The sequence below is a fragment of the Bacteroidia bacterium genome (assembly GCA_016218155.1).
Lineage (GTDB): Bacteria > Bacteroidota > Bacteroidia > Bacteroidales > GWA2-32-17 > GWA2-32-17.
Map to the genome: position 1 here is coordinate 1 of JACREQ010000028.1, position 23535 is coordinate 23535.

The 23535-nt window shown below is 32.5% G+C and carries 16 protein-coding genes, 1 tRNA gene and 1 pseudogene; 10 read left to right on the top strand and 8 right to left on the bottom strand.

Annotation, left to right across the window (positions count from 1 at the left end; translation table 11 throughout):
- The 3 genes and pseudogenes from HY951_03485 to HY951_03495 form a co-directional block, all read left to right on the top strand.
- The coding region (locus tag HY951_03485) for a hypothetical protein (GenBank protein ID MBI5539095.1) at positions 1-603 on the top strand (603 nt) is incomplete at its 5' end.
- 185 nt (positions 604-788) lie between these two features.
- Positions 789-1283: pseudogene (locus HY951_03490) on the top strand (recombinase family protein).
- 219 nt (positions 1284-1502) lie between these two features.
- The gene (locus tag HY951_03495) at positions 1503-2393 is read left to right on the top strand and encodes a recombinase zinc beta ribbon domain-containing protein (protein MBI5539096.1); all 891 of its coding nucleotides are present in this window, start codon (positions 1503-1505) and stop codon (positions 2391-2393) included.
- On the opposite strand, the gene HY951_03500 is transcribed toward HY951_03495, so the two are convergent.
- A tRNA-Arg gene (locus tag HY951_03500) sits at positions 2344-2419 on the bottom strand. The genes HY951_03495 and HY951_03500 overlap by 50 nt on opposite strands.
- Positions 2420-2533: 114 nt before the next feature.
- Here HY951_03500 and HY951_03505 point away from each other — a divergent pair.
- The gene (locus tag HY951_03505) at positions 2534-3805 is read left to right on the top strand and encodes a peptidase M64 (GenBank protein MBI5539097.1); all 1272 of its coding nucleotides are present in this window, start codon (positions 2534-2536) and stop codon (positions 3803-3805) included.
- Between the two features lie 37 nt (positions 3806-3842).
- Here HY951_03505 and HY951_03510 read toward each other — a convergent pair whose 3' ends face one another.
- Both HY951_03510 and HY951_03515 read right to left on the bottom strand, forming a co-directional pair.
- Complete coding sequence (locus tag HY951_03510; protein ID MBI5539098.1) at positions 3843-6323, bottom strand: gliding motility-associated C-terminal domain-containing protein; 2481 nt, start codon at positions 6321-6323, stop codon at positions 3843-3845.
- Positions 6324-6510: 187 nt separating this feature from the next.
- The gene (locus HY951_03515) at positions 6511-7920 is read right to left on the bottom strand and encodes an HD domain-containing protein (protein ID MBI5539099.1); all 1410 of its coding nucleotides are present in this window, start codon (positions 7918-7920) and stop codon (positions 6511-6513) included.
- Positions 7921-8068: 148 nt separating this feature from the next.
- On the opposite strand from HY951_03515, the gene trxA reads away from it, so the two are divergent.
- The 3 genes from trxA to HY951_03530 all read left to right on the top strand — a co-directional run bounded on the left by trxA (position 8069) and on the right by HY951_03530 (position 10305).
- Positions 8069-8428: a thioredoxin gene (gene trxA, locus HY951_03520; protein ID MBI5539100.1), complete on the top strand. Its 360-nt coding sequence runs from the start codon at positions 8069-8071 to the stop codon at positions 8426-8428.
- 200 nt (positions 8429-8628) lie between these two features.
- Positions 8629-9957, top strand: coding sequence for an oligosaccharide flippase family protein (locus HY951_03525; protein MBI5539101.1), 1329 nt, complete (start codon positions 8629-8631; stop codon positions 9955-9957).
- An 84-nt stretch (positions 9958-10041) separates the two neighbouring features.
- Complete coding sequence (locus HY951_03530; protein ID MBI5539102.1) at positions 10042-10305, top strand: type B 50S ribosomal protein L31; 264 nt, start codon at positions 10042-10044, stop codon at positions 10303-10305.
- A gap of 78 nt (positions 10306-10383) precedes the next feature.
- Here the strand turns inward: HY951_03530 and HY951_03535 are convergent, their stop codons facing one another.
- Together HY951_03535 and gldN are read right to left on the bottom strand one after the other, a co-directional pair.
- Positions 10384-11190, bottom strand: coding sequence for a hypothetical protein (locus tag HY951_03535; GenBank protein ID MBI5539103.1), 807 nt, complete (start codon positions 11188-11190; stop codon positions 10384-10386).
- A gap of 135 nt (positions 11191-11325) precedes the next feature.
- Positions 11326-12180: a gliding motility protein GldN gene (gene gldN, locus HY951_03540; protein MBI5539104.1), complete on the bottom strand. Its 855-nt coding sequence runs from the start codon at positions 12178-12180 to the stop codon at positions 11326-11328.
- Positions 12181-12365: 185 nt separating this feature from the next.
- On the opposite strand from gldN, the gene HY951_03545 reads away from it, so the two are divergent.
- On the top strand, positions 12366-12746 hold the full coding sequence (locus HY951_03545; protein MBI5539105.1) for a hypothetical protein: 381 nt from the start codon (positions 12366-12368) through the stop codon (positions 12744-12746).
- 1 nt (position 12747) lies between these two features.
- On the opposite strand, the gene aspS is transcribed toward HY951_03545, so the two are convergent.
- Positions 12748-14496 carry an aspartate--tRNA ligase gene (aspS, locus tag HY951_03550; protein ID MBI5539106.1) on the bottom strand — a complete coding sequence of 583 codons (1749 nt, stop codon included), beginning with the start codon at positions 14494-14496 and terminating at the stop codon, positions 12748-12750.
- A 92-nt stretch (positions 14497-14588) separates the two neighbouring features.
- Between aspS and rfaD the strand changes: the two genes are divergently transcribed.
- Both rfaD and HY951_03560 read left to right on the top strand, forming a co-directional pair.
- Positions 14589-15554, top strand: coding sequence for an ADP-glyceromanno-heptose 6-epimerase (rfaD, locus tag HY951_03555; protein MBI5539107.1), 966 nt, complete (start codon positions 14589-14591; stop codon positions 15552-15554).
- A 7-nt stretch (positions 15555-15561) separates the two neighbouring features.
- Complete coding sequence (locus HY951_03560; protein ID MBI5539108.1) at positions 15562-17520, top strand: transglycosylase domain-containing protein; 1959 nt, start codon at positions 15562-15564, stop codon at positions 17518-17520.
- A 56-nt stretch (positions 17521-17576) separates the two neighbouring features.
- Here HY951_03560 and HY951_03565 read toward each other — a convergent pair whose 3' ends face one another.
- Positions 17577-22766, bottom strand: coding sequence for a gliding motility-associated C-terminal domain-containing protein (locus HY951_03565; GenBank protein MBI5539109.1), 5190 nt, complete (start codon positions 22764-22766; stop codon positions 17577-17579).
- A gap of 324 nt (positions 22767-23090) precedes the next feature.
- A partial coding sequence (locus HY951_03570; GenBank protein ID MBI5539110.1) for a gliding motility-associated C-terminal domain-containing protein occupies positions 23091-23535 on the bottom strand: 445 nt, incomplete at its 5' end.

Here is a 23535-nt window from a genome sequence, read left to right on the forward strand (position 1 = left end):
ACGAAAAGAGCTGAAAATATTCCACTTAATAATGAAGAGGAAAAGAAAAAACTGGTAGACTCAATTAAAAAAGCCCTTGATGATCCGAATGAAGTCGTAGAGTTTTTTCAAACGAATATTTTAAGTTTACTTATAAATGAATTTCTTTTTTACAGAAATGACGTTAGAATACTTATTGACCAAAAGGGAAATGTAGTTCCTTATACTGATGAATTTATTAAACATAAGGACTTTGGTAACATAATGAAAGAAGTGGACTTTGATAATGAGTCATATATCAATATTTCTCTTCTTAAATTTTTTCGAAAATTTACCATGAATAAAAAGTATTTCAATTTTTTACAGGATAATAATATTTTGAATGAGAATGAAGCTCATATTTTATCTTTAATCAGAGAAGGTAAAGCTAAAATTATAACTATAAAGTTTAAAGATCATAAACCTTATATGTTGGAAACAACCAAAGAAAAAAAGATACAGGCTGAAACAAGAATGACAGAAATACTTCTTAATCGGGGATATCAGGATATAAGTATCAGAACCGAAAACGGGAATATTTCCTATTCAAATATTACAACAAAGAAAATATTAAAGAAAATTTAAAATATGTACTGAAAAAATCAGGCAAAAAGTAGCACAGAACATTTACTGAAAAACTCAGGAATGCTCAATTACTACCTGAAAAATGTTAACACTAAAAGAATGCAGAGAAAAACTTCAAAACACAACATATAGCGATGAAGAAATACTGGCGATAAGGGACTTCCTTTATAAGCTGGCTAAATTAAATGTACAATATATCAAAGAAACACTCAAAGAAAATGGACAAAAAAGCAATCTTGTACACACGAGTCTCAACGGATGAGCAGGCACAAAGAGGCTACAGCCTAAACGATCAATATGAAAAACTGAAAGCATATTGTAGAATCCACAATATAGACGCAGTTGAACATTTTCAGGACGATCATTCAGCAAAAAGTTTTGAAAGACCTGCTTTTAAAAAGTTGATAGAATATATCAAGAGAAACAAAAAGGAAGTGAACCTGTTGCTGTTTATTAAATGGGACAGATTTTCCAGAAATGCAACAGAGTCTTATGAAATGCTTAAAATGCTTAAATTAGTTGAAGTGGAAGCACAGGCCATTGAGCAACCCCTTGACTTGAATATTCCCGAAAACAAATTAATGCTGGCTTTATATCTTGCATCACCGGAAGTTGAAAATGACCGTAGGGCTCTCAATGTGAGTGTGGGTATGCGAAGGGCAGCCAAAGAAGGTCGTTGGGTTGTTAAAGCTCCGTTGGGATATAGCAATAAACGTGATGAAAATAATCGTCCGGTTATCGTTCCCAGCAAATATGCCGTTTGTATCAAACAAGCTTTTGAAGCTATTGAAACAGGCGAATATTCGCAAGATGTTATCCGAAAAAAACTATGTAAAGAAAACGAAGGTTTTATATGTAGTAAGAATAATTTTTCAAGATTACTACGAAACCCTGTCTATATGGGGATGATACAGGTAAGAGCAAAAGGTATTGAAGATGATAAACTGTACAAGGGGATTCATCAGGCTATCATTAGTGAAGAGACTTTCAATAATGTTCAGGCGATATTATCAGGTCGCATGGAAAAGGGTAATTTTGCCAAAATACACCGTGCTAATCCAAAATTGCCTTTACGTGGATTCTTAAAATGCCCGGATTGCGGTAAAACGTTAACAGGGAGTGCTTCAAGAGGTCATGGTGGCATATATTACTATTATCATTGTGTTCGGGGCTGTAAAGCCCGTTTTAAGGCTCCTGCGATAAACGGAAAGTTTATTGAAAAAATAAAAGAGTTTGAACCACCATCAACAGTGAAGTATTTGTATGATGATATTTTAAAAGAATTACTATTAGAAAGTGAAAACGGAAGAAGAGAAAACTCTAAGATTATTGATTCTGAAATATCAAAATTAGAAGGACGTATAGCAAATCTACAAGATAAACTTGCTGACAATCAAATTAGCAACAATGATTACAATTCGGCAAAACAACGTTACGATTTACAATTGCGTGAATTGAGAGAAAAGAGAAAAAGCCTGATACAACTTGATAAGGATATATACGAACAACTTATTTACAGTTTTTCTTTTCTTCAAAACCTACCGTTACATTTCTCAAATACCGCACTGGACGTGCAACAGCAGATAATAGGTTCGATATATCCTGGAAAAATGGAAATTGATGGAGAAAATATTCGAACCCCGCAAATGAACAGGGTTGCCATTCTGATGCTCAACATTAATAAGCCTTTTGGAAGAAATGAAAAAGGACAGTTCTGTTTAAAATCAGAACTGTCCCATATGGTGACCTCGAAGGGACTCGAACCCCCAACCCTCAGAACCGGAATCTGATATTCTATCCATTGAACTACGAGGCCATATAATCTGCAAAACTAATGATTATTTACTTAAGGCACATGAATTGTTTGTAATATACTTTCATAAAATATACCCTTAATTAAATTCGTTATCTTAGCATAAAAAATATTGTCATGAAAAAATTACTTTTTCCTTTGTTGATATTTACCCTGCCTTGTATTGCACAAATAAAGTTTGAACAGTATTTTATCCCCAAAACTCTGCGTATTGATTTTTACGAAACAGGAAATTTTAACGAAAAGAAAATAGTTTTTGAGCTTGCAAAACAAGAACCTTTTTGGGCAGGATCAAAAATAAATCTTCTGGATAGTTTTAATTATGGCGAATACAGATATATGGTTTACGATTCTACCTCATCAAAATTAATTTTCTCAAAAGGATATTGCACATTATTTCAGGAATGGAAATCAACACCAGAAGCAAAAAAAGAAACACGTTCATTTTACGAAACTGCCACAATGCCTTATCCATTAAAAACTATAAAGTTTGAAATACAGGCAAGAAATAAAAACATGGAATTTGAAACCGTTTTTACAAAATATATTGACCCGAAAAACAGATTTTTAAATCAGGAAAATCCTCACCGGTACGACTGGTACTATATACAGAAATCAGGTGAATATAGCCAGAAAGTTGATGTAGTAATTATTCCCGATGGCTATACAAAAGAAGAAATAAAAAAGTTTCATCTTGATGCAAAACGGTTTTCCGATTATTTATTTAACTGCACACCATTTAAAGAAAACAAGGTAAAATTTAACATTCTTGCTATTGATGCCATATCTGAAGAAAGTGGTACCGATTTTCCAGGTGAAAATATCTGGAAAAACACAGTACTCAATACTAACTTTTATACATTTAATTCAGACAGATATCTTACAACTAGCGACATGAAATCGTTACGAAATATTGCCGGGCTTGTTCCTTATGATAATATTATTGTGCTTGTAAACTCTAAAACTTATGGCGGTGGTGGAATTTACAATTTTTTCTCAGTTGTTTCAAGCGATAATATGTTTTCTGAATATGTTTGCACACACGAATTCGGACACTCATTTGCAGGTTTAGGTGATGAATATTACGATTCGGAAGTAGCTGTTGAAAATTATTACTCATTCGAAAAAGAGCCATGGGAACCAAACATTAGTAATCTTACAAATTTCGCAACAAAATGGAAAGATTTAATTGAAAAAGACATTCCAGTTCCTACACCAGCTAATGAAAAATATATTGGAAAAACAGGTGCTTTTGAAGGTGCCGGTTATTCTGCAAAGGGACTATACCGCCCTGCTTATGACTGTACAATGAAATCGGTATCTGTAAATAATTTTTGCCCTGTTTGCAAAAAAGCAATACAACAAATGATAGATTATTATGCAAAATAGTATTACAAAATACACTTAATAGAGTTGTATCCAATCGTTACCTAATTACATTAACAACCCCGGTTCTAACATTTCTTGAGTTATGACTATCTAGGTAGCTTACAAACCATGTATAACTTCCTATTGGCACCATATTACCATTAAATGTTTTGCCACTCCACCCGTATTCTGCAGGGTTATCGGGGTTAAATTTTTCGGTTTCAAAAATTACCATTCCCCACCTGTCGTATATGTACAAATGAAACTCTTCTGACTTAATTCCCATTCCGGTAACATAAAACACATTATTTGCAATAACATTATCCGGACTAAAAGCATTCGGAGCATAAAATGTTAGCTCTTCAACTTTAACAATTTGTTCGGCAGTATCAACACAACCTTTGTTAGTTGTTACAATTAATATAACATTATATTCACCAACAGTAAAATATGTATGAGATGGGTTTATCTGCCCAGAATAGCCACCATCGCCGAAACTCCAGTTTGAATGATCAGCCAACAATGACGAATTGTAGAAATAAACTTCAGGATTTGCTAAACTCGGATATTCAGGACTGCTTGTAAAACTAGCTGTTGGCATAGGAAAAACTGAAATCATATTGTAATAATCAACAAATGCTGAACATCCGTTTATTGTAGAAACATTAAGACTTACATTATAAACTCCTTCATTCTGAAAAGTATAAACTGGTTGCATTTCACTTGAAACAGCCGAGCTTTGCTCATTATAAAAATTCCACGAATAAATATAATCCGGTTGCGGATTCATTGGTGTAAAATGTACAGATAAAGGCTCACAACCATATATTTTATCACTTACAAAATTCGCATCAGGTGTAGGGTTAACTGTAACACTAATAGTAGATGTGCTTGTACATCCATTTTGTAATGTTACAACAACATCATAATTACCAGTTTGAGTTACAGAAATTGTCTGACTACTCTCACCATTAGGCTGCCATTGGTAATTCAAATAACCAGTTCCTGCATCAAGAATAGAAGAATCACCTGAACAAAAATTAAGATTACCTGTAATTACCGGAGGTGGCGAATTATTTGTAACATTAGCATAAGTATTAGCAGAACATCCGTTTACATCAACCACTGTAACACCATATATACCAGCATTTGGCGTTGTTATTGATTGTGTTTGCTCACCTGATGACCAGAAATAATTTACAAATCCTGCACCGGCATCTAAAATAGCAGAATGCCCAGAACAAATAGATAAAGCTCCACTTATTGCCGGTGTTGGATTTGGGTTTACTAAAATCGAAGAAGTATCAGAGTTAAAGCATCCATCTTCATTAACATAAGAATAAACAATTTCAGAAATTCCTACACCAGCCTGAAAAGGATAAAATTTTCCATATATAACACCATTCCCCGAATAAGTTCCAACATCATTTGGTAAATGGTCTATCGGAGTTCCGCCAGTTAAAGTAAACGAAGAAGCATTCTGACAAACCGAAGAAAAATCAATTAAATTAACAGTTGGTTTATAATCATAAACATTTATGCACTTTGTTGCAGTTAAATGATTAACATCAGTAACTGTAACGCAATACAATCCTGTACACAATTCATTTGCTGTTGCAGAAGTCTGGGATCTAACATCATTCCACAAATATGTATACGGAGGATTACCACCAGTAATTGTAACCGTGGCAGTTCCATCACATGGTGTTTGTGGTTGGTTACAAAGAGTCTGGTTACAATTTCCCTGAGTATGATAATTAGGATTCTCTTCCCATATGCCACCATCAGGAATTCTCCTGAAACTCATTCCTAAATATAACGAAAGATCGATATATGGGATATATTTCTTTTTGTTAGCAGAAATTAAATCATACGGAGTAAATGGTCCTGAAAAGGAGCAACCACTAGCAGAAGTTAAACAAGGCTCACAACTTGTGCATGTATTGCTAACATTATTCCATGAAATAGCATCCATTGGAACTCCGTTTCTATCATACAATGCAAGCCATCCTCCTGCATTTGGAAGCCAGAATCTGGCACCACCACCAACACAAACTCTGGATGAACTTACAGTTATTTCAATTGTTTTACCTCCATTCTGAACAAGTAAGTTTGAAGATACATGTTGTGCATTAACACCTCTTATTACTGCAAAACCACCAGGTGGTATTATTGTTCCATTAGGAATAACATAACCCCCACTATAGTCCTGAAAATAATCGAATGGATTATCATAAGTATTATTCCCAAAAAAGAAACACGAAATATCATAAGGGTTACATAAATCAGGATTAAACAGCTCTATCCATTCTCCTTCACATCCTCCAGGAGCAAAACCAAGCCCTTCACCATACAAAGAGCCATCATTAGACGATGGGCTTAACATTACTTCATTTATTAGAACAGGTGAGCCGGTAAAGACACAGTTAGATCCGTTACACTTAGTATTTACTGTTGACGAAGATACTACAACCAACTGGGAATATGACAAATAAGACACAAGAAGTAGAAAAAATAATATTATAAATCTTATTCTCATTTACCCGTATTGAATTACATAAATAACCTAACTTCAAAAATTATACATTATTATCAATAACAATTAAGTTACTTACAAATGATAATACAAATATAATGGTATTTAATGTTTTAAACACAAAGCAATAAAAGTCGAAAAAAATATAATTTATCTTACAATATGTTAGTAAAAAAAATTAATAAAAAACTTACAATTTCACAGGCTCTATACCCTTTTCCTTTGCTATTCTGAACAAATATTGCAATACAGCTTCTCTTTCATTTGCTACAATCCCGTCGAGGATGGCATCTTTAATTTCATTTTTTAAATCGCCAACTAATTTGCAGGGCTGTAGATTAAAAATCTGCATAATTTCTTCACCCGTAACAGGAGGTTGCATATTTCTTATTCTATCTTTCTCTTCAACCTCTTTTAATTTTTTTCTTACTAATTTAAAATTGCTCAGATACAACTTTACTTTTTTCTCATTTTTTGAAGTAATATCAGCTTCTGCAAGTTGCATTAAATCTTCAATATCCTCTCCTGCTTCAAATAACAAACGACGAACTGCAGAATCGGTAACAACCTCATGAACAAGTGCTATTGGACGTAAATGAAGATTTACCATTTTCTGAACATATTTCAACTTCTCATTTAATGGCAATCTTAATTTTCTAAAAATTTCTTCAACCATTTTTGCTCCTACAACTTCGTGTCCATGAAATGTCCAGCCATTTTCTTTGTTAAAATGCTTTGTTGCGGGTTTACCAATATCATGAAGCAAAGCCGACCACCTAAGCCATAAATCAGAAGAAATCAAACTAATCTGATCAACAACTTGTAATGTATGAGCAAAATTATCTTTATGCATTTTTCCTTCAACATTTTCTACCCCTTTTAATTGGATTAACTGAGGAAAAAACAATTCCAACAGACCTGTTTCTTCAAGCATTTCAATACCTACAGAAGGTTTTGGCGAAAGTAAAATTTTATTAAACTCATCAATAATCCTCTCACTGGATACTATTGACAATCTATTTGCATTTACAGGAATTGCCTTATATGTTTCATCATTAATTTCAAAACCAAGCTGCGATGCAAATCTGATAGCCCTTATCATTCTTAATGGATCATCAGAAAAAGTAATTCCGGGTTCAAGTGGAGTTCTTATTATTCTTTTTTCAATATCGTTAAGACCATTAAAAGGATCAAGAACTAAACCAAAATCTTCTTTGCTTAATGAAATTGCTAAAGCATTTATGGTAAAATCACGTCGAAGCTGATCATCAGAAAGAGTACCATCTTCTACTATTGGTTTTCTTGAATTATGATGATAACTTTCTCTTCTTGCCCCTACAAATTCTATATCAACATCACCAACTTTTATTTGCGCCGTACCATAAGTCTTAAAAATAGCTACATTTTTTATTCCCAGATTATTAGCTACAGTTCTTGCCAATTCAATGCCACTTCCCACTGCCACTATGTCAATATCTTTAGAATTTCTGCCAATAATTGAATCGCGCACATACCCACCTACTACAAATGCTTTAAAATTTAATTGTGCAGCAGCTAATGAAATAGTTTCAAATATTTTATCTTCTAAATTAATCCTCATTTCTATAAATTCTGACTTAAATATTATCTTACAAAATTACTATTAATGTCAGTAAAATAAAGTTTTTTATGACAAATAGACTTATGCACATATTTTGATATGTCTTTTTTGTAGAATTATTATCTTTGAACAAAATAAAATTTAAACTATGTTAGAACATTTAACAACAGAAACTTTTAAAGAAAAAGTTTTTAATTACGAAACCAGCACAGAATGGAAATTTGCCGGTAACAAACCATGTGTAATTGATTTTTATGCTGACTGGTGCTCACCTTGCAAAATGGTTGCACCTATTCTTGAAGAATTGGGAACAGAATATGAAGGAAAGTTAACAATATATAAAGTAGATACTGAAGATCAGCAGGAATTAGCTTCAATTTTTGGAATTAGGAGTATTCCTTCAATCTTATTTATCCCAATGGAAGGTCAGCCACAGATGTCTGCTGGTGCAATGCCTAAAGAATCATTTATAAAGGCATTTGATGAAATTCTGGGTGTAAAAAAATAGTTTTCTTTAACTATAGAGAATTCCAACCAAGGCACTAAATTCCTTTTCATTATTTAAGTCGAATAATTTTTATTCGACTTTTTTCTTATCCACCCTTTCCTCTATTGTTGGAGTTATCTCCAACAAGAATTTTTCATACGAAAAACTAAATAATGAGCATTGAGCAAAACAATTTATATCTTTGAAAAAAATCACAGAAATTGAATTTCAGAAAACAAATAACCAATGTTTCATCGCTGCAGTTTTTTCAGCTATTTCGATTTGGTATATTATTTCTGGTAAGTATATGTTTTGCAAAAAGCCATTTAAGCACTGCCGAGATTGGTATTTACGAGAAATTAATTTTTCTCTCAGGCGCTATTAGTTTTTTCTGGGTCAATGGATTAATACAATCTCTCCTCCCTTTATATAACAATAACAAATCGTTTAACACTTCAGAAAAATCACCATTGTTATTTAATGCACTACTTATTTCTATTGTGTTTAGTGTACTAATAACTCTTATTTTACTAATAACTGAAAAAACAAGCTCATCATTTTTAATTTCAGCTTCAGTAATTCCTTACAAGTGGTTGTTTATAGCATTCTTTTTAATTTCAACTCCTGCATTTTTATTAGAATATGTTTATTTGTTATTAAAAAAACCATATTCAATAATTTATTATAGCATACTAACATTTAGTTTGCAATTTTTGGCTGTTGTTGTTCCTGTGTGGCTGGGATACGGAATAGAAGCAAGTTTATATGGTTTGATTTCTATCTCAGGATTAAGATTAATATGGTTAGTTATTCTTGTTTTAAGAAATTCTAAACCAATAATTTCTTTAAAGTTTATTAAAGAACACCTAAATTTAGCATTACCATTAATAGCTGGAGCACTTATAAGCGGTTCTATGCCTTATATTGACGGAATAATTGTTTCAGCACATTTCGATGATGCTACATTTGCAATATACAGATATGGTGCCCGCGAACTTCCATTGGCAATGCTTTTAGCAAATGCATTCAGCAATGCAATGATTCCTGAAATTTCAGAAAATTCTAATCTTCCATTTGCACTTAGTAATCTGAAAGAAAAGTCTAAGAGACTAATGCATTTTCTTTTTCCATTAAGCATTTTACTTATTATTATCAGTCGTTGGCTATACCCTTTTATTTTTAATCCGGCATTTATTGATGGTGCAGGAGTTTTTAATGTATTTCTACTTTTAGTAATTACCAGATTGGTTTTTCCACAAACAATATTATTAGGTTTAAAAAAGACAAATGTTTTATTAATTGTTTCAATTATCGAGTTTACTTTAAAACTTGTTTTCAGTCTTTGGCTTGCTATACCATTTGGTATTGTTGGAGTAGCACTTGGAACATTAATCGCATTTGTAGCCGAAAGATTAATTTTAATAGCAATTAATTACAAATACTTAAAAATTAAACCAACCCAATATATCGACCTGAAATGGTTATCTATATACTCTGTAATCATATTGATAGTCTACTTTTTAGTAGAAAGAAATTTTTACTTTTTATAAAATTCGTCAGAATGTTTGGGATTTTAAAAATGAAATTGTAATTTTGCAGTCCGATTTAAAAACTTGAATTGAAAATTTTCCATTATGAAAAAAGATATCCATCCAACAGCTTACAGACTCGTAGCATTCAAAGATATGTCAAACGAGCACACTTTTATTACAAAATCTTGCACTCAAACTAAAGAAACTATTGAAATTGAAGGCGTTACTTACCCTTTAATTAAAGTTGAAATTTCAAATACTTCTCACCCTTTTTATACCGGTAAAATGAAATTAGTTGATACAGCAGGTCGTATTGATAAATTCCGTAACCGTTATACTAAAAAAGAAGAGAAAAAAGCTGAATAATAATTTTGAACTTATTATAATAGAAAAAGCCCCGTTTGGGGCTTTTTCTATTATGCAATGTTTTAAGTTGGCAACGATTTATGGACAAACAACATCAGCATACGATGTGTCCCAGCAATGCCAGTTTGAATCAGAATATTTATTAGGATCTTTAACATGGCCATGTCCATCTGCAAAATGCCATTCAATTTCAGTTAAATTTGCTTGAGTAGGGTTCGCATCATTTTTCATGAACACATCATAGAATCTATCAAATTCAGTATTTGCAACAGTTCCATATCTGATATACTCTCCATTATTTTTATAATTATTAGTACTTGAAGCAGGAGCTACATTTGTGTACTTTATCGAAGAAATACTTGAAGAATTCAATGCCCAGTCAATACGAAGCAAAGGTGTTTGCTGTGTTGTACTTTCATTAAGTACCCAGTATCCGCCTGAACCATTAGTATGTGAACGACCATAATACCACTCAAAATTATCAATCTTCATTTTCCAGTCAACTGTATCCTGATCAAGTTTGGCAGTTAATACGGCATGATGTAAACCCCATGAGTTAAAATTATATTCCCATGTCCAGGTTTTATCATGATTATCCCACTCTGCATCTTGGTTTACAGCAACAGCATATGAAGAAACAGGAACAAAAAGTGTAACAGTTAAGATTAAATTCCAGAAACCCACATTAACAGCAGAATGAAAAAAGTTAACATGCGTGGCTTTATTATTCAGTCCTGTAGTATCATTAAAATTTGCGTAATTAAAAGACATTGTACTTGATGGTGGCATTGCAGGAGCCGGCTCTTTTTTTCTGCATCCGGAATCAATAAGGATAATTCCTACAAATGCAATAAGAAGAGTGATTGTAAAAATTTTTTGTTTCATAGGTTTGAGATTTATGGTTAAACAATTCAATCTGAGCAAATTTACAACATATTTACAAAAATGTCAATTATTTTTCTAAACAATTTAACTTATTATAATTTAGCGCAATCAGCAGATTTACATTTTTTAATTTTGCTAATGTTCCCACAAATCATGCTCAAACACAAATATTTCATCTTCTATATTTTTAGCTTCTAACAATGCATCCAAGCCTTGTTTATATTCACCTATAAATCTATTATCATACACGTTACTTTCCATATAAACATAGCTACTAAAACGACGTTTATAAAATAGATTGTCAAAACTTAATCTTGCAGCATCGTTAAATGGGTTAAAAACAAAATTATTTGCAAAAAGAAAGCGAACAGAAGGGAAATTTACCCAGAATAATTTCTTCATAACAATTTCAGGCTCCTCATCGGTTTCAGTATTTTGAGTAGTAGATTCAGTTCTTTCGTATTCTCTTATCGGGCAAATGCCAATAATTTTAACTTCCAATTGTGAAGTTTGTTTATCAAAATACCAAAGCTCTTTTATCATTATCTTTTTTACCTCAGAAGATACAATTCCAGCTTTAATAACTCTCATAACAGATTCTCCTGTTTCTGGATCTTCAATATAAACGGTATCATTTCTAACACCAAACCTGTCTTCTATATCTTTCCATGACATTTGTTTAGAAAACTCATCTTCTTCATCAGGGCTATATGCAACAATACCCTCTTTTTCTATTCCATATAAAAGCAAATCAATTAAACTTAATCTATTATCCATTGGAACTGTAGGATAATAAAGTGGCAGGTTCATTTTCTCGCGTAAATTAATTATCCTCCAGATAGTTTTTGACCACATAATATCGGCTTCCCTAACATAAGGATATGGCACAGGATAATAAATATAATTTCCATCTTTATGATCATTTCCCTGAGCATTGCAAAAATTTACAAACCCGGCAAATAAAATTATTGAAATTTTAATAGTTTTCATAGCCAATAAGGTTTAAGGTATATTATCCTAAACCATAATTAGCTTAATTTATTGTAAAAGTTGTAGAATTTTTAAATGCTTACAAATTTAACATTATGCCTAACAATTACTTTTGTTCACTAAATTAAACTTTAAATAAAACAATATTATCAAATTTGCATCGTTATTTTTCTAAAATTACCATTATGAGAATGAAAATACTTATAATCACTGGATTCACTCTACTAGCTTGCATTACAGGTTATTTAATTCTTTTCACATTCTTTTCTAAAGAGACTTGCATAAAATTAAATAACAATACTACGTCTTCGATTAAATTAATAAAAACATGCAAAACTAGTTTAGATACTTTAATTACTAACATTCCACCAAAAAATGAGATATGTATTGGGAATTGGGAAGTATTGTTTGGTAAATTAGAGAATAAAGGTATTACTGAAATCAATGAAAGATATAGCTTACTCAAAGTTATTCTACCAGAAAATAGCGAAATAGATTTATTAAAAATAACTCCTGAATATAAAATTTCAGGAAATGAAAATCAATATAGCTATCAAATAAAATAAATTATTTTTTTAATTCAATTCCCAATTCTTTAAACTGTAGTTCACTTATTTCAGATGGTGAATCAATCATGACATCTCTTCCTGAGTTATTTTTTGGAAATGCAATAAAATCACGGATAGATTCACTACCTCCAAACAACGAGCAAATTCTATCGAAACCAAATGCGATACCGCCATGAGGTGGAGCCCCATATTCGAAAGCATTCATTAAAAATCCAAATTGTTTCTGAGCCTCTTCATCAGTAAATCCAAGTATTCCGAACATTTGTTTTTGTAAATCTCTATCGTAAATCCTTATTGACCCACCTCCTACTTCAACACCGTTTATAACAAGATCGTAAGCATTGGCGCGTACTTTACCGGCTTCTTTTTCTAATAAATGAATATCTTCTGGTTTTGGAGAAGTAAACGGATGGTGTTTTGCATAATATCTTTGAGTTTCTTCATCCCATTCCAATAAAGGAAAATCGCAAACCCACAGAGGACAATAAACATCTGGTTTACGCAAACCAAGTCTGTTGCCCATCTCTAAACGAAGCTCAGATAATGCTTTCTGAGTTTTTTCTTCTTTTCCTGCAAGAATTAAAATTAAATCACCAGGTTCTGCATTAAATTTTACAGCCCATTTTTTTAATTCTTCTTCGTTATAAAATTTATCTACTGATGATTTTAAAGTACCATCTGTATTGTATCTTGCGTAAACCAAGCCTGTAGCGCCAATTTGCGGACGTTTCACAAAATCAGTTAACTCATCTAATTGTTTTCGGGTATATTCGGCACAACCCTTAGCACAAATACCAACAACTAGTTCGGCATCGTCAAAAACTTTAAATTCTTTACCTTTTACTACGTCGTTTAATTCAACAAAAGTCATTTTAAAACGCAAATCTGGTTTATCGCAACCATAATTTTTCATAGCAAAATCATAGCTCATACGAGGGAATTCATGTATGTCAATTCCCTTTACATTTTTGAAAAGGTGCTTTGTTAAACCTTCAAACATATTTAAAATATCTTCCTGCTCAACAAAAGCCATCTCGCAATCAATCTGAGTAAACTCCGGCTGACGATCGGCTCTTAAATCTTCATCTCTGAAACATCTAACAATTTGAAAATATCTATCGTATCCAGCAACCATAAGCAATTGCTTAAATGTTTGTGGTGATTGAGGTAATGCATAAAACTGCCCCTGATTCATTCTTGATGGAACAACAAAATCGCGCGCTCCTTCAGGTGTTGACTTAATTAAAAAAGGAGTTTCTATTTCAAAAAATTTATGAGAATTTAGATAATTTCTTGTCTCTACTCCCATATTGTGACGTAACTCAATATTATTTTTAATTGGAGTTCTTCTTAAATCCAGATAACGGTATTTCATTCTTATTTCATCACCACCATCGCTTTCATCCTCAATTGTAAATGGAGGTGTTATTGATTTATTTAGAATTTTTAATGTCTGAACTTTTAATTCAATTTCTCCAGTTTCCATTTTAGGATTCTTTGACTCGCGCTCTATTACTTCACCCGTAACCTGAATAACAAACTCACGACCAAGAGATTTTACCTTTTCGAGTAATTCAGCATCTATATTTTCGCGTTCAAAAACTAATTGTGTAATTCCATATCTGTCTCGCAAATCAATCCACATCATTGCACCTTTATCGCGTATACGCTGCACCCAGCCGCTTAAAGTCACAACATTACCTATATTCTTGATATTAAGTTCTCCGCAAGTATGAGTTCTGTACATAATCTTTTATTTTTTCTTCCGCGAAGTTAAAAATTTTATCAAACTTAAATATGTCATTATTTTAAAAATAGGTAGCTTTGCAAAAAAATACTATGATAGTAGTTACAGGTGCAGCAGGTTTTATTGGAAGCGTATTAGTTTCGCGACTTAATAAAGAAAATTTTAAAGATATTATTCTTGTTGATGATTTTTCGAAAACTGAAAAAGCATCAAATATTGAAAATAAAATTTTCACAGCTAAAGTAGATCGAAAAGATTTTTTTGCATGGTTAAATGACAATCATAAATTTGTTCAATTTATTTTCCACATAGGCGCAAGAACCGACACTACTGAATTTGACAAATCAATTTTTGATGAATTAAATTTTAATTATTCACAAAAAGTTTGGAAAGCTTGTGTTGAATTTGGCTTACCATTAATTTATGCATCTTCTGCTGCTACATATGGAGAAGGCGAACTTGGATACAATGATGACGAGTCATTAATTCCACAATTAAAACCTTTAAATCCATATGGTGAATCGAAAAACAATTTTGATATCTGGGCATTACAACAAAGTGAAAAACCGTATTTCTGGACAGGTCTTAAATTCTTTAATGTTTTTGGTCCGAATGAATATCATAAAGCAAGAATGGCATCTGTAGTATTTCACGCATTCAATCAGATTAAAGCAACAGGAAAAATGAAATTATTCCGTTCACATAAAGAAGGCTTTGGTGACGGAGAACAAAAAAGGGATTTTATTTATGTTAAAGATTTAATAGATGTATTATATTTTTTAATGCACCACAGAAAAAATTCCGGTATTTATAACTTAGGTACAGGATATGCAAGAACTTTTAATGATTTAGTATTAGCTACATATTCTGCAATGAATATTAAACCAGACATCTCATTTATTGATACCCCAATTGATATTCGTGACAAATACCAGTATTTTACAGAAGCTAAAATGGACAAATTAATTAACATAGGATACAATAAATCTTTTACTTCACTTGAAGATGCTGTTAATGATTATGTAAAAAACTATCTCTCTACTAATTCCAGATTATAAATTTTTTATGAATATTACTAAAAAGAAGATTAAAATAGCTCTAACTATTTTATTGTGTACGTTGTTTGTAATTATTTTAACAGCATTAATATTTAAGCAAAATATATTCAATCATTTCTTAAACTCAAAAATAGAGTCGTTCAATAAAAATCATAATGGCACTATTTCAATTGAGAATTCAAAGTTAAGTGGTATTACAAACATTGAGTTTAAAAATATAAATATTTTTCCTTTGAATGGAGACACATTAATTAAAATTGATAGTATTAATGCTGATTTAAAATTTTGGGATATTATTTTTGGAGATGTTAATTTCAATTCACTTAATATAACAAATATCAGAATAAATGTTATTCTTGCTGACAGTACAGATAATTTCAGCTTTTTGTTAAAAAATAATTCAGCTGATTCAACTGATACAGTCCCTGATAAAGATGTAAATTATTACAAACGCAGTAATTTAATATTCAATGCATTATTTGGGCACATTCCATATTCCATGTCAATAAAGAATCTGAATATCTTTTACAAACATGAAAATGATTCCTTAAATGCTAACACTATAGATATTTCTTACAAAGAAAATAGTTTCAAAACAAGAGTTCATCTAAATGATGGTAAATACAAGTCTGAAATCAGAATTGTAGGAAAAATAATTCCAGACACAAGAACTGCAGCAATAAAGGTAAATCAAGTAGGTAAATCAAATAAAATAATTGCCGGATTAATGAATTCTTATAAAACTGATTTAAGTTTTGATACTGCCTTTTTCAGTTTTATTCAAACTACAGAAGGAGGTTATGTTAATCTACTTGGAAAATCTTATATAAGTAATTTTAAAATAAACCAACCTTCAATCTCAAAAACAGATGTAAAATTTGATGATCTTAAATTTGATTTCAATTTAAGAATAGGTGAAAACTATTTTCAACTCGACAGTAGTTCTACTGTATATATTAATACTTTGTCATTTAATCCATTTATCAATTATACCATAGCTCCTACAAAACAACTTACACTAAAAATTCACAAGCCATTTTTTCCATCACAGCAATTATTTGAATCATTACCAGAAGGGCTATTTCACACTTTATATGGAATAAAAACTAAAGGAGAATTAGCATATAACCTTGATTTTTTTGTTGATTTTTCTATACCTGATTCATTGAAATTCTCATCAGAGTTATTAAAGAAATATTTTGGAATTCAACAATTCGGAAATGTAAATTACTCTATGATGCAAAATGAGTTTTCGCATACAGCATTTGAAAAAGGTGAACCTGTAAAAACATTTATGGTTGGATTCAGTAATCCTGATTTTACACCACTAAATCTTGTTTCGCCTTTTATGAGGGATGCCATTTTATGTACAGAAGACGGAGCATTTTTTTACCATCGTGGATTTATAATGGAATCTATTCAACAATCAATTGCCGAAGATATAAAACGTAAAAAATTTGCCAGAGGTGGAAGTACAATTTCAATGCAACTTGTTAAAAATGTTTTCCTAAATAGGAATAAAACAATTGCAAGAAAAATTGAAGAAATTATTATTGTATGGTTAATAGAAAATCAAGGACTTTGCACTAAAGAAAGAATGTATGAAGTTTATCTTAACATTATAGAATGGGGTCCAGGTATATATGGAATTACAGATGCATCAAGATTTTACTTTAATAAAAAACCGGCAGATTTATCTCTTTCTGAAGCAATTTATCTTGCCTCAATAATACCAAAGCCAAAATATTTTAAGTATAGTTTTGATGCTAACGGTGGGTTAAATTCATCGGTAAAAGAATTTATCATTGCTATTGCTAACAAAATGTTGAATAAGAAAATGATTACTGATTCTGAGTTACAAAATATTAATCCTGATATTACAATATCCGGTGAAGCGAAGTCTTATATTGTTCCTGCTGACTCAATGCAAACTTTCGAACAATTAGAGCTGAATTTCCCAAAATAATCTTTAATAAAAAATGTATGAAGGAGGAATAAATCTCCTTCATACATTAACTATTTTTATTTTTCCTTTAAAAGATAGAAGAATCCTTTGAATTCAAAATCTACATCTTTCTTACCCTTTGCAGTAATAATATAATAATAAACTCCGGGCGACGCTTCTGATTTGCCAATTTTACCATCCCATCCGCCTTCAGCATTATCCCATTCATAAAGTTTCTTACCCCATCTGTTTAGAATTACTGCATGAAAAGTTTCAATTGATTTACTATGAACCTGAAAAATATCATTCTGTCCATCATTATTGGGAGTAAATGAATTTGGTACTTCCATTACAGGATATGCATCAACACAAAGTGGATTAAATTCCATTGTGTCTTTACATCCCCATTTACTTTCGGCAACTAATACAATCTGAAAACAACCTTCCTCTGCAAAAATATAATTTGGAGCTTCCTGAGTACTTGTATATACAAGAGTACCGGCTTCATCATAAACTCTCCAGGAATAACGACGACCACCTATAGAAGTATTAATAAATTGCACATTATAAGGAACAGCCTGATGTTGTTCAAGCAACATTGTTTCAAATTGTGCAGTTACCTTTCCAGTATCAGCAACAAAAATTGAGATTGTATCGTGACAAACTGTTCCAGGAGTTGCATCATCAGATAACGACTCTCCATTTACAATAACTCCGTACGAAGTTAATGGGCACAACTGAGTTTGTAACAAAGCAGATGGATTCACAAAAGAGGTATCAATCCAGTTAAAAGTATAATAATTGGAATGTGTACCATTTGCAGTACTTAACAAAATTTCTCCATTACAATCCATACAATGAGCATCGGTTAAATCATATGATGGATTAAATGGAGCAGGCTCAATCACCTGATGAGTAACAATACCACTTCGGCAACCCCATGTATTTGTTGTTATTAATGTAACATTATGTTGTTCGCCAGTTGGCCAGCTAACATAAATTGTATCTGATACTGTTGTATTTATTATAACTGGAGATAAATTACCATTAGGGTATGACCACTCGTAATTTGTTATCATATAATCAATGTGACCAGGAAGTGGCCATGTGGTAGCAATAATCATAGAGCTATCGTGACGACAGGCTGGCATTGTTGTAGAAAAAGTTCCGCTTGGGTAAGGTGCAAAATATAACCTTAAAGTATCACTATCAGTGCAACCTTCATTATGTTCTTGCCATACAAATTCTTTATATCTGTCACCAGTAATATTAAACACTGAATAATTTCCAACACCTGACATATATAGACTATCATTATAAACCGGTGTATTAGGAGGACCTTGAAGTCCACCAAAATGCACATTTATATCCTCGCTTGTCCAATCTCCAATGCCAATTGAAGGAACAGCAGCCATTTGATAATTTAAACCACAAACAGTGTCAGTTTTAATTTGATGATTGTTTCCAAATAAACCTGGCCAGTAATGTGGCCCTGCATTAGCTACAGGTTGTTGAATAAACTTTACAGGTACAGCATCTGAGGTGTCTCTGCAATCTCCATTAACGGTTACCCAATAAAAGTTATGATAACCGTAATAATCTACACTACCAGTATCAATAGAAGCAATTGGACTTGGGCTTACAGGCGAAGGAGTAAATGTTGTAGAAAAAATATCATCAATCCAATAACCTGACCCATATGCTGGTTGTTGAGCATTTAACAAAGTATACATAGGACCGCAAACAGTAGAATCAGCAGGATCTACCAAATGAACTGCATCCTGAATACTTCCGAAATAAACATTTACAGAATCATATTCAGTACAACCATTAAGTGTTTCGAACCAATACATAGTTATCATTTCATTTTCTGAGCCATATCTTATTGGTGTTGTTGGCAAGTATGCATTTGATGGAGTATATGTACCATTAATAACATCGTAAAAAGCAACTCCTGATGTATTACTCCAATAACCACCGCTTACGCTTGGAGTTGCACTTATAATTGCCCACAAACCGCAAACAGAGAAATCTAAACCGGCATCAGGCATTGGAATTACTTTAAATTCAACTCTAACAGTATCCCGATCATAACATACTGTATTTCCCTGATTCATTTCTTTCCATATAAAATCATATATCCCATAATTTGTAACAGTTACATCACCATCAGGTGCTGTTGTAGGAATAAAATTAGCAATACCTGGAGCTGGTAACAACGTACTCCAAATACCACTATGATTATTAATACTCCAATCACCACCTAAATTATACGACAATCCACATACGGTTGTATCAACACCTGCATTTGCTGCAGGCTTCTGGTAAAATGTTACTAACACACTGTCTACAGAATAACAAACTGGTCCATTATATGCATTCCAATAAAACCATACAGGGTGCTGACTATTCGAATTAAAAAAACCAGAGCCAAGTGTTGCTGCACTAACATTTGGGTCCCATTGAACAGTGCCTGACCCCGTTGGTATGATTGACAGGCCAGGAATATTACATGTCCAGTGACCACTAGACATACCACTTCCAATTGTATCAGCTCCTAATTGTGTTAACACACCACAAACAGATTGTGTTGGACCAGCTTCAGCATGAGGCAATTTAACAAAAGTTACAGATAAAGTATCAGTGCCATAACATTGTCCGTCAAAAACATGCCATACTAAAGAAACCGTAAATGAACTAGAAGTTGTTGTGGTTGTCCATACATAAGGACTAGGATCACTTGAACTACTTGAAAACACAATATTGGAACTATTAGCCGTCCACCATCCAGGATAAGTACTATCAGCTGAAAGATTTATTGAATTACCACATGCGACTTCATCTAATCCTGCAAATGCATATGGTGGTGGAATAAGTATTACAGAAACAGTATCAGTATCATAACAGGATCCATTATTTGCAGTCCATTGAATTAAATAAGTACCTGGCGTAGTACTCGTAAACGTTGTTATCGCAGAATTTGAATTAGCAAATGAAATTGTTGCAGGACCAGATACCTGTGACCATGAACCTGTTCCAACATTTGTATATCCATGTAACGTTGCTCCAAGCTGACATGTTGAAATATCAGTACCTGCATTTGCAGTAGGAGGCTCATTAAAATTTATGATAACATTGTCAGAATTTATACAGCCACCTCCATCATTAACCGACCAGGTAAAAGTATATACTCCGGTTGTCGAAACCTGAACAATTGAATTAGTGTTATTTACACCACCGATAAAAGAAAATAACCCTGGGCCGCTACCTGTCCATGTACCAACTCCCGTAGAAGGTGTTGCCTGCAAAGTATATTCAAGAGCACATGCTGTAACATCTGGGCCGGCATTCGCAATTGGAGCTGGAAAAATAGTTACCTGATGAGAAACTGTATCAGTACACCCTCCTGCTGCACTTGAGACAACAAGAGTAATTGTATATGTACCAGGTGCCGGAAATGTATGAAGTGGATTTTGCAGATTTGATGTTGTTCCATCACCAAAATCCCAATTCCAAGCTCCTATGGTCCCTTGATTTACAAAAGAAGTATCATATAATTGCACATTATATGTACAAACTACTGGATCTATTGAAAATCCGGGAGTCATGTATGTTTGTTCGAGAACTGAAGTTAATGTTATCTGACAACCATTTGGTGCAGTAAGTTCGCAGGTATATGTTGTACCAATTGTTGGATTATTAATTGTTATTGATTGAGAAGTTGCGCCACCCGGACTCCACAAATATGAGAAACCAGGAGGTGCAGATAATTCAGCATCTAAGTTTCCTACACAAAACCCAACATTTATTCCCATTGGCATACAATCACAGGATAAATAAGCATAACCATAATGTCCGGTTTGAAGACAATCATATGTTGTGTATTCTATTGAAATATTTTGACCCATATATGGAGAAAGATCAATTCCTACAACTGTCCAATCCTTCCAACGGGTTGTTCCAAAACTTTGAAAGCCCGGAATTGATCCACCCGAAATAATAGAATACATACCGCACATAGGATCAACAATATTATTATTTGCATCTAAAATCATTATATCAAATTTTGGCTGATCACTTAAATCATGTGCAGGATCTTCAAGCACTACTGCATATCTATAAAAAAACATTGAATTTGAAGCATTTACTGTAAGTGTATAACGTAATCTTTCTGCTTGCGCACCTGTTGATTCATTTCCTAGTCTTGCACCAACTGATAACCCTGGAGGAAGTATATTTAAAGCATTACCAGTATTAGGGTCTGTTCCTGGTGCATTCATTATTGTATGTCTTCCATTGACTATTCCAGTTGAAGGACAACATGCAGAATATGTACCTGTAAATCCCTGCCAATTCGTAAAATCCTGAAAAGCAAAATTCGCATTTGGACACCCTGAATTTGTTGGCGGTGGCGGTGCTGGCTCAAAAGCACATATATTAAAAGAACTCGGACTTGAATTATAAGGCTGCCAAACCCTTATCCAAATTGTTTGTCCTGCTAAAGCACTTCCCACTAACTGAGAAGGTGGTAAACCTGCAGAAGGTTCGTTACATAAAATTTCTGTTAATGCACTACAACTTGTACCTGAATATATCGCCATTCCTATATCAGACATTCCTCCTGCTCCTAACTGTACAATAACACCTGTAGAAGCCACTACAGTAGAAAACCACACATCGCTTCCCATATATCCGCTTGCACATGTTGGTGCTGGTACTGTGGTTGTACCTGTAGCATTTTGACAGGTATAAGCAGTGTAATTACATGTTGGATTTACTGTAATATTAAAAGCAGTACATGGATCATCATTGGTAGGTGGTGGTGGCGGCACATAACAATTTCCAGTACATGTTATATTGATTTGAAATCCTTCATAAGTTACACTACCATCCGATGTAAAATGAATAGTAACACAACTACCGGAAGTAGTATATGTAGTTGGTAAAATATACCCATCCAAAGAAGCTAATAAATTTGCTCCTGTAGAATTACCATCATGAATACTGAGGTTTTCAAACCCCTGCTCTAGTCCAAAATTACCTGCAAATTGCAATTGCAAACAATCTGAATTACCAGAACAAAATGTTACTGTATAATTTTCACTATTCTGATAAGAAGAAACTGGACCACCACTATCATACAAAGTAAAATTACAGCCACTAATGGTTGTATTATTAATACTTGAATTAAGATTATAGGTTTGACTTTTTATTTCTGTTACTATAACAATAAAAAGCAATACTGAGAAAACAAATATTTTTATCATAACAATTCTTTTTATGATTTATAATATGCAAATAACATTATATCGATTATTAATTTTCTTTTCATAACATAAATAAAATTTCTTATTTTCAAATAATTAAATACTATTTTAAAATTAATTATAAATATAAGAATTTGTTTTTTAATAAGACAAATAATAATAATATTTCGTTGCCTGCTTTTTAAAATAAATTTAAATAAAAATAAAATTGTTATAACTAGCAACAAATACAGCTGGGATACAGATATAAATTATATAATAAAATTCACATAAAAAAAAGCTGCCTCGTTATTGAGGCAGCTTTTTTATTCAAATTAGTAATTATTATTTCTCTTTAAGTAAATAGAAGAATCCCTTGAATTCATAATCTACTTCTTTTTTCCCTTTTGCTGTAATAACATAATAGTAAACACCAGGAGTTGCCTCTCCACCACCAATCTTTCCATCCCAGCCTCCATCAGCATTATTCCACTCGTATAGTTTTTTACCCCAACGGTTCATAATTACTGCATGGAACTCAACTATTGATTTACCATGTACTTTAAATACATCGTTCATTCCATCACCGTTAGGTGTAAATGAATTTGGCACCTCTAAAGAAGGATATGCATCAACACAAAGTGGGTTATACTCTGTTGTATCTTTACATCCCCATTTGCTTTCTGCAACTAATACTATCTGGAAACAACCCTCGTCTTCGAAAATATAATTTGGAGCTTCCTGAGTAGTTGAATAAACAAGGTCACCTGTTTCATCATAAATTCTCCAC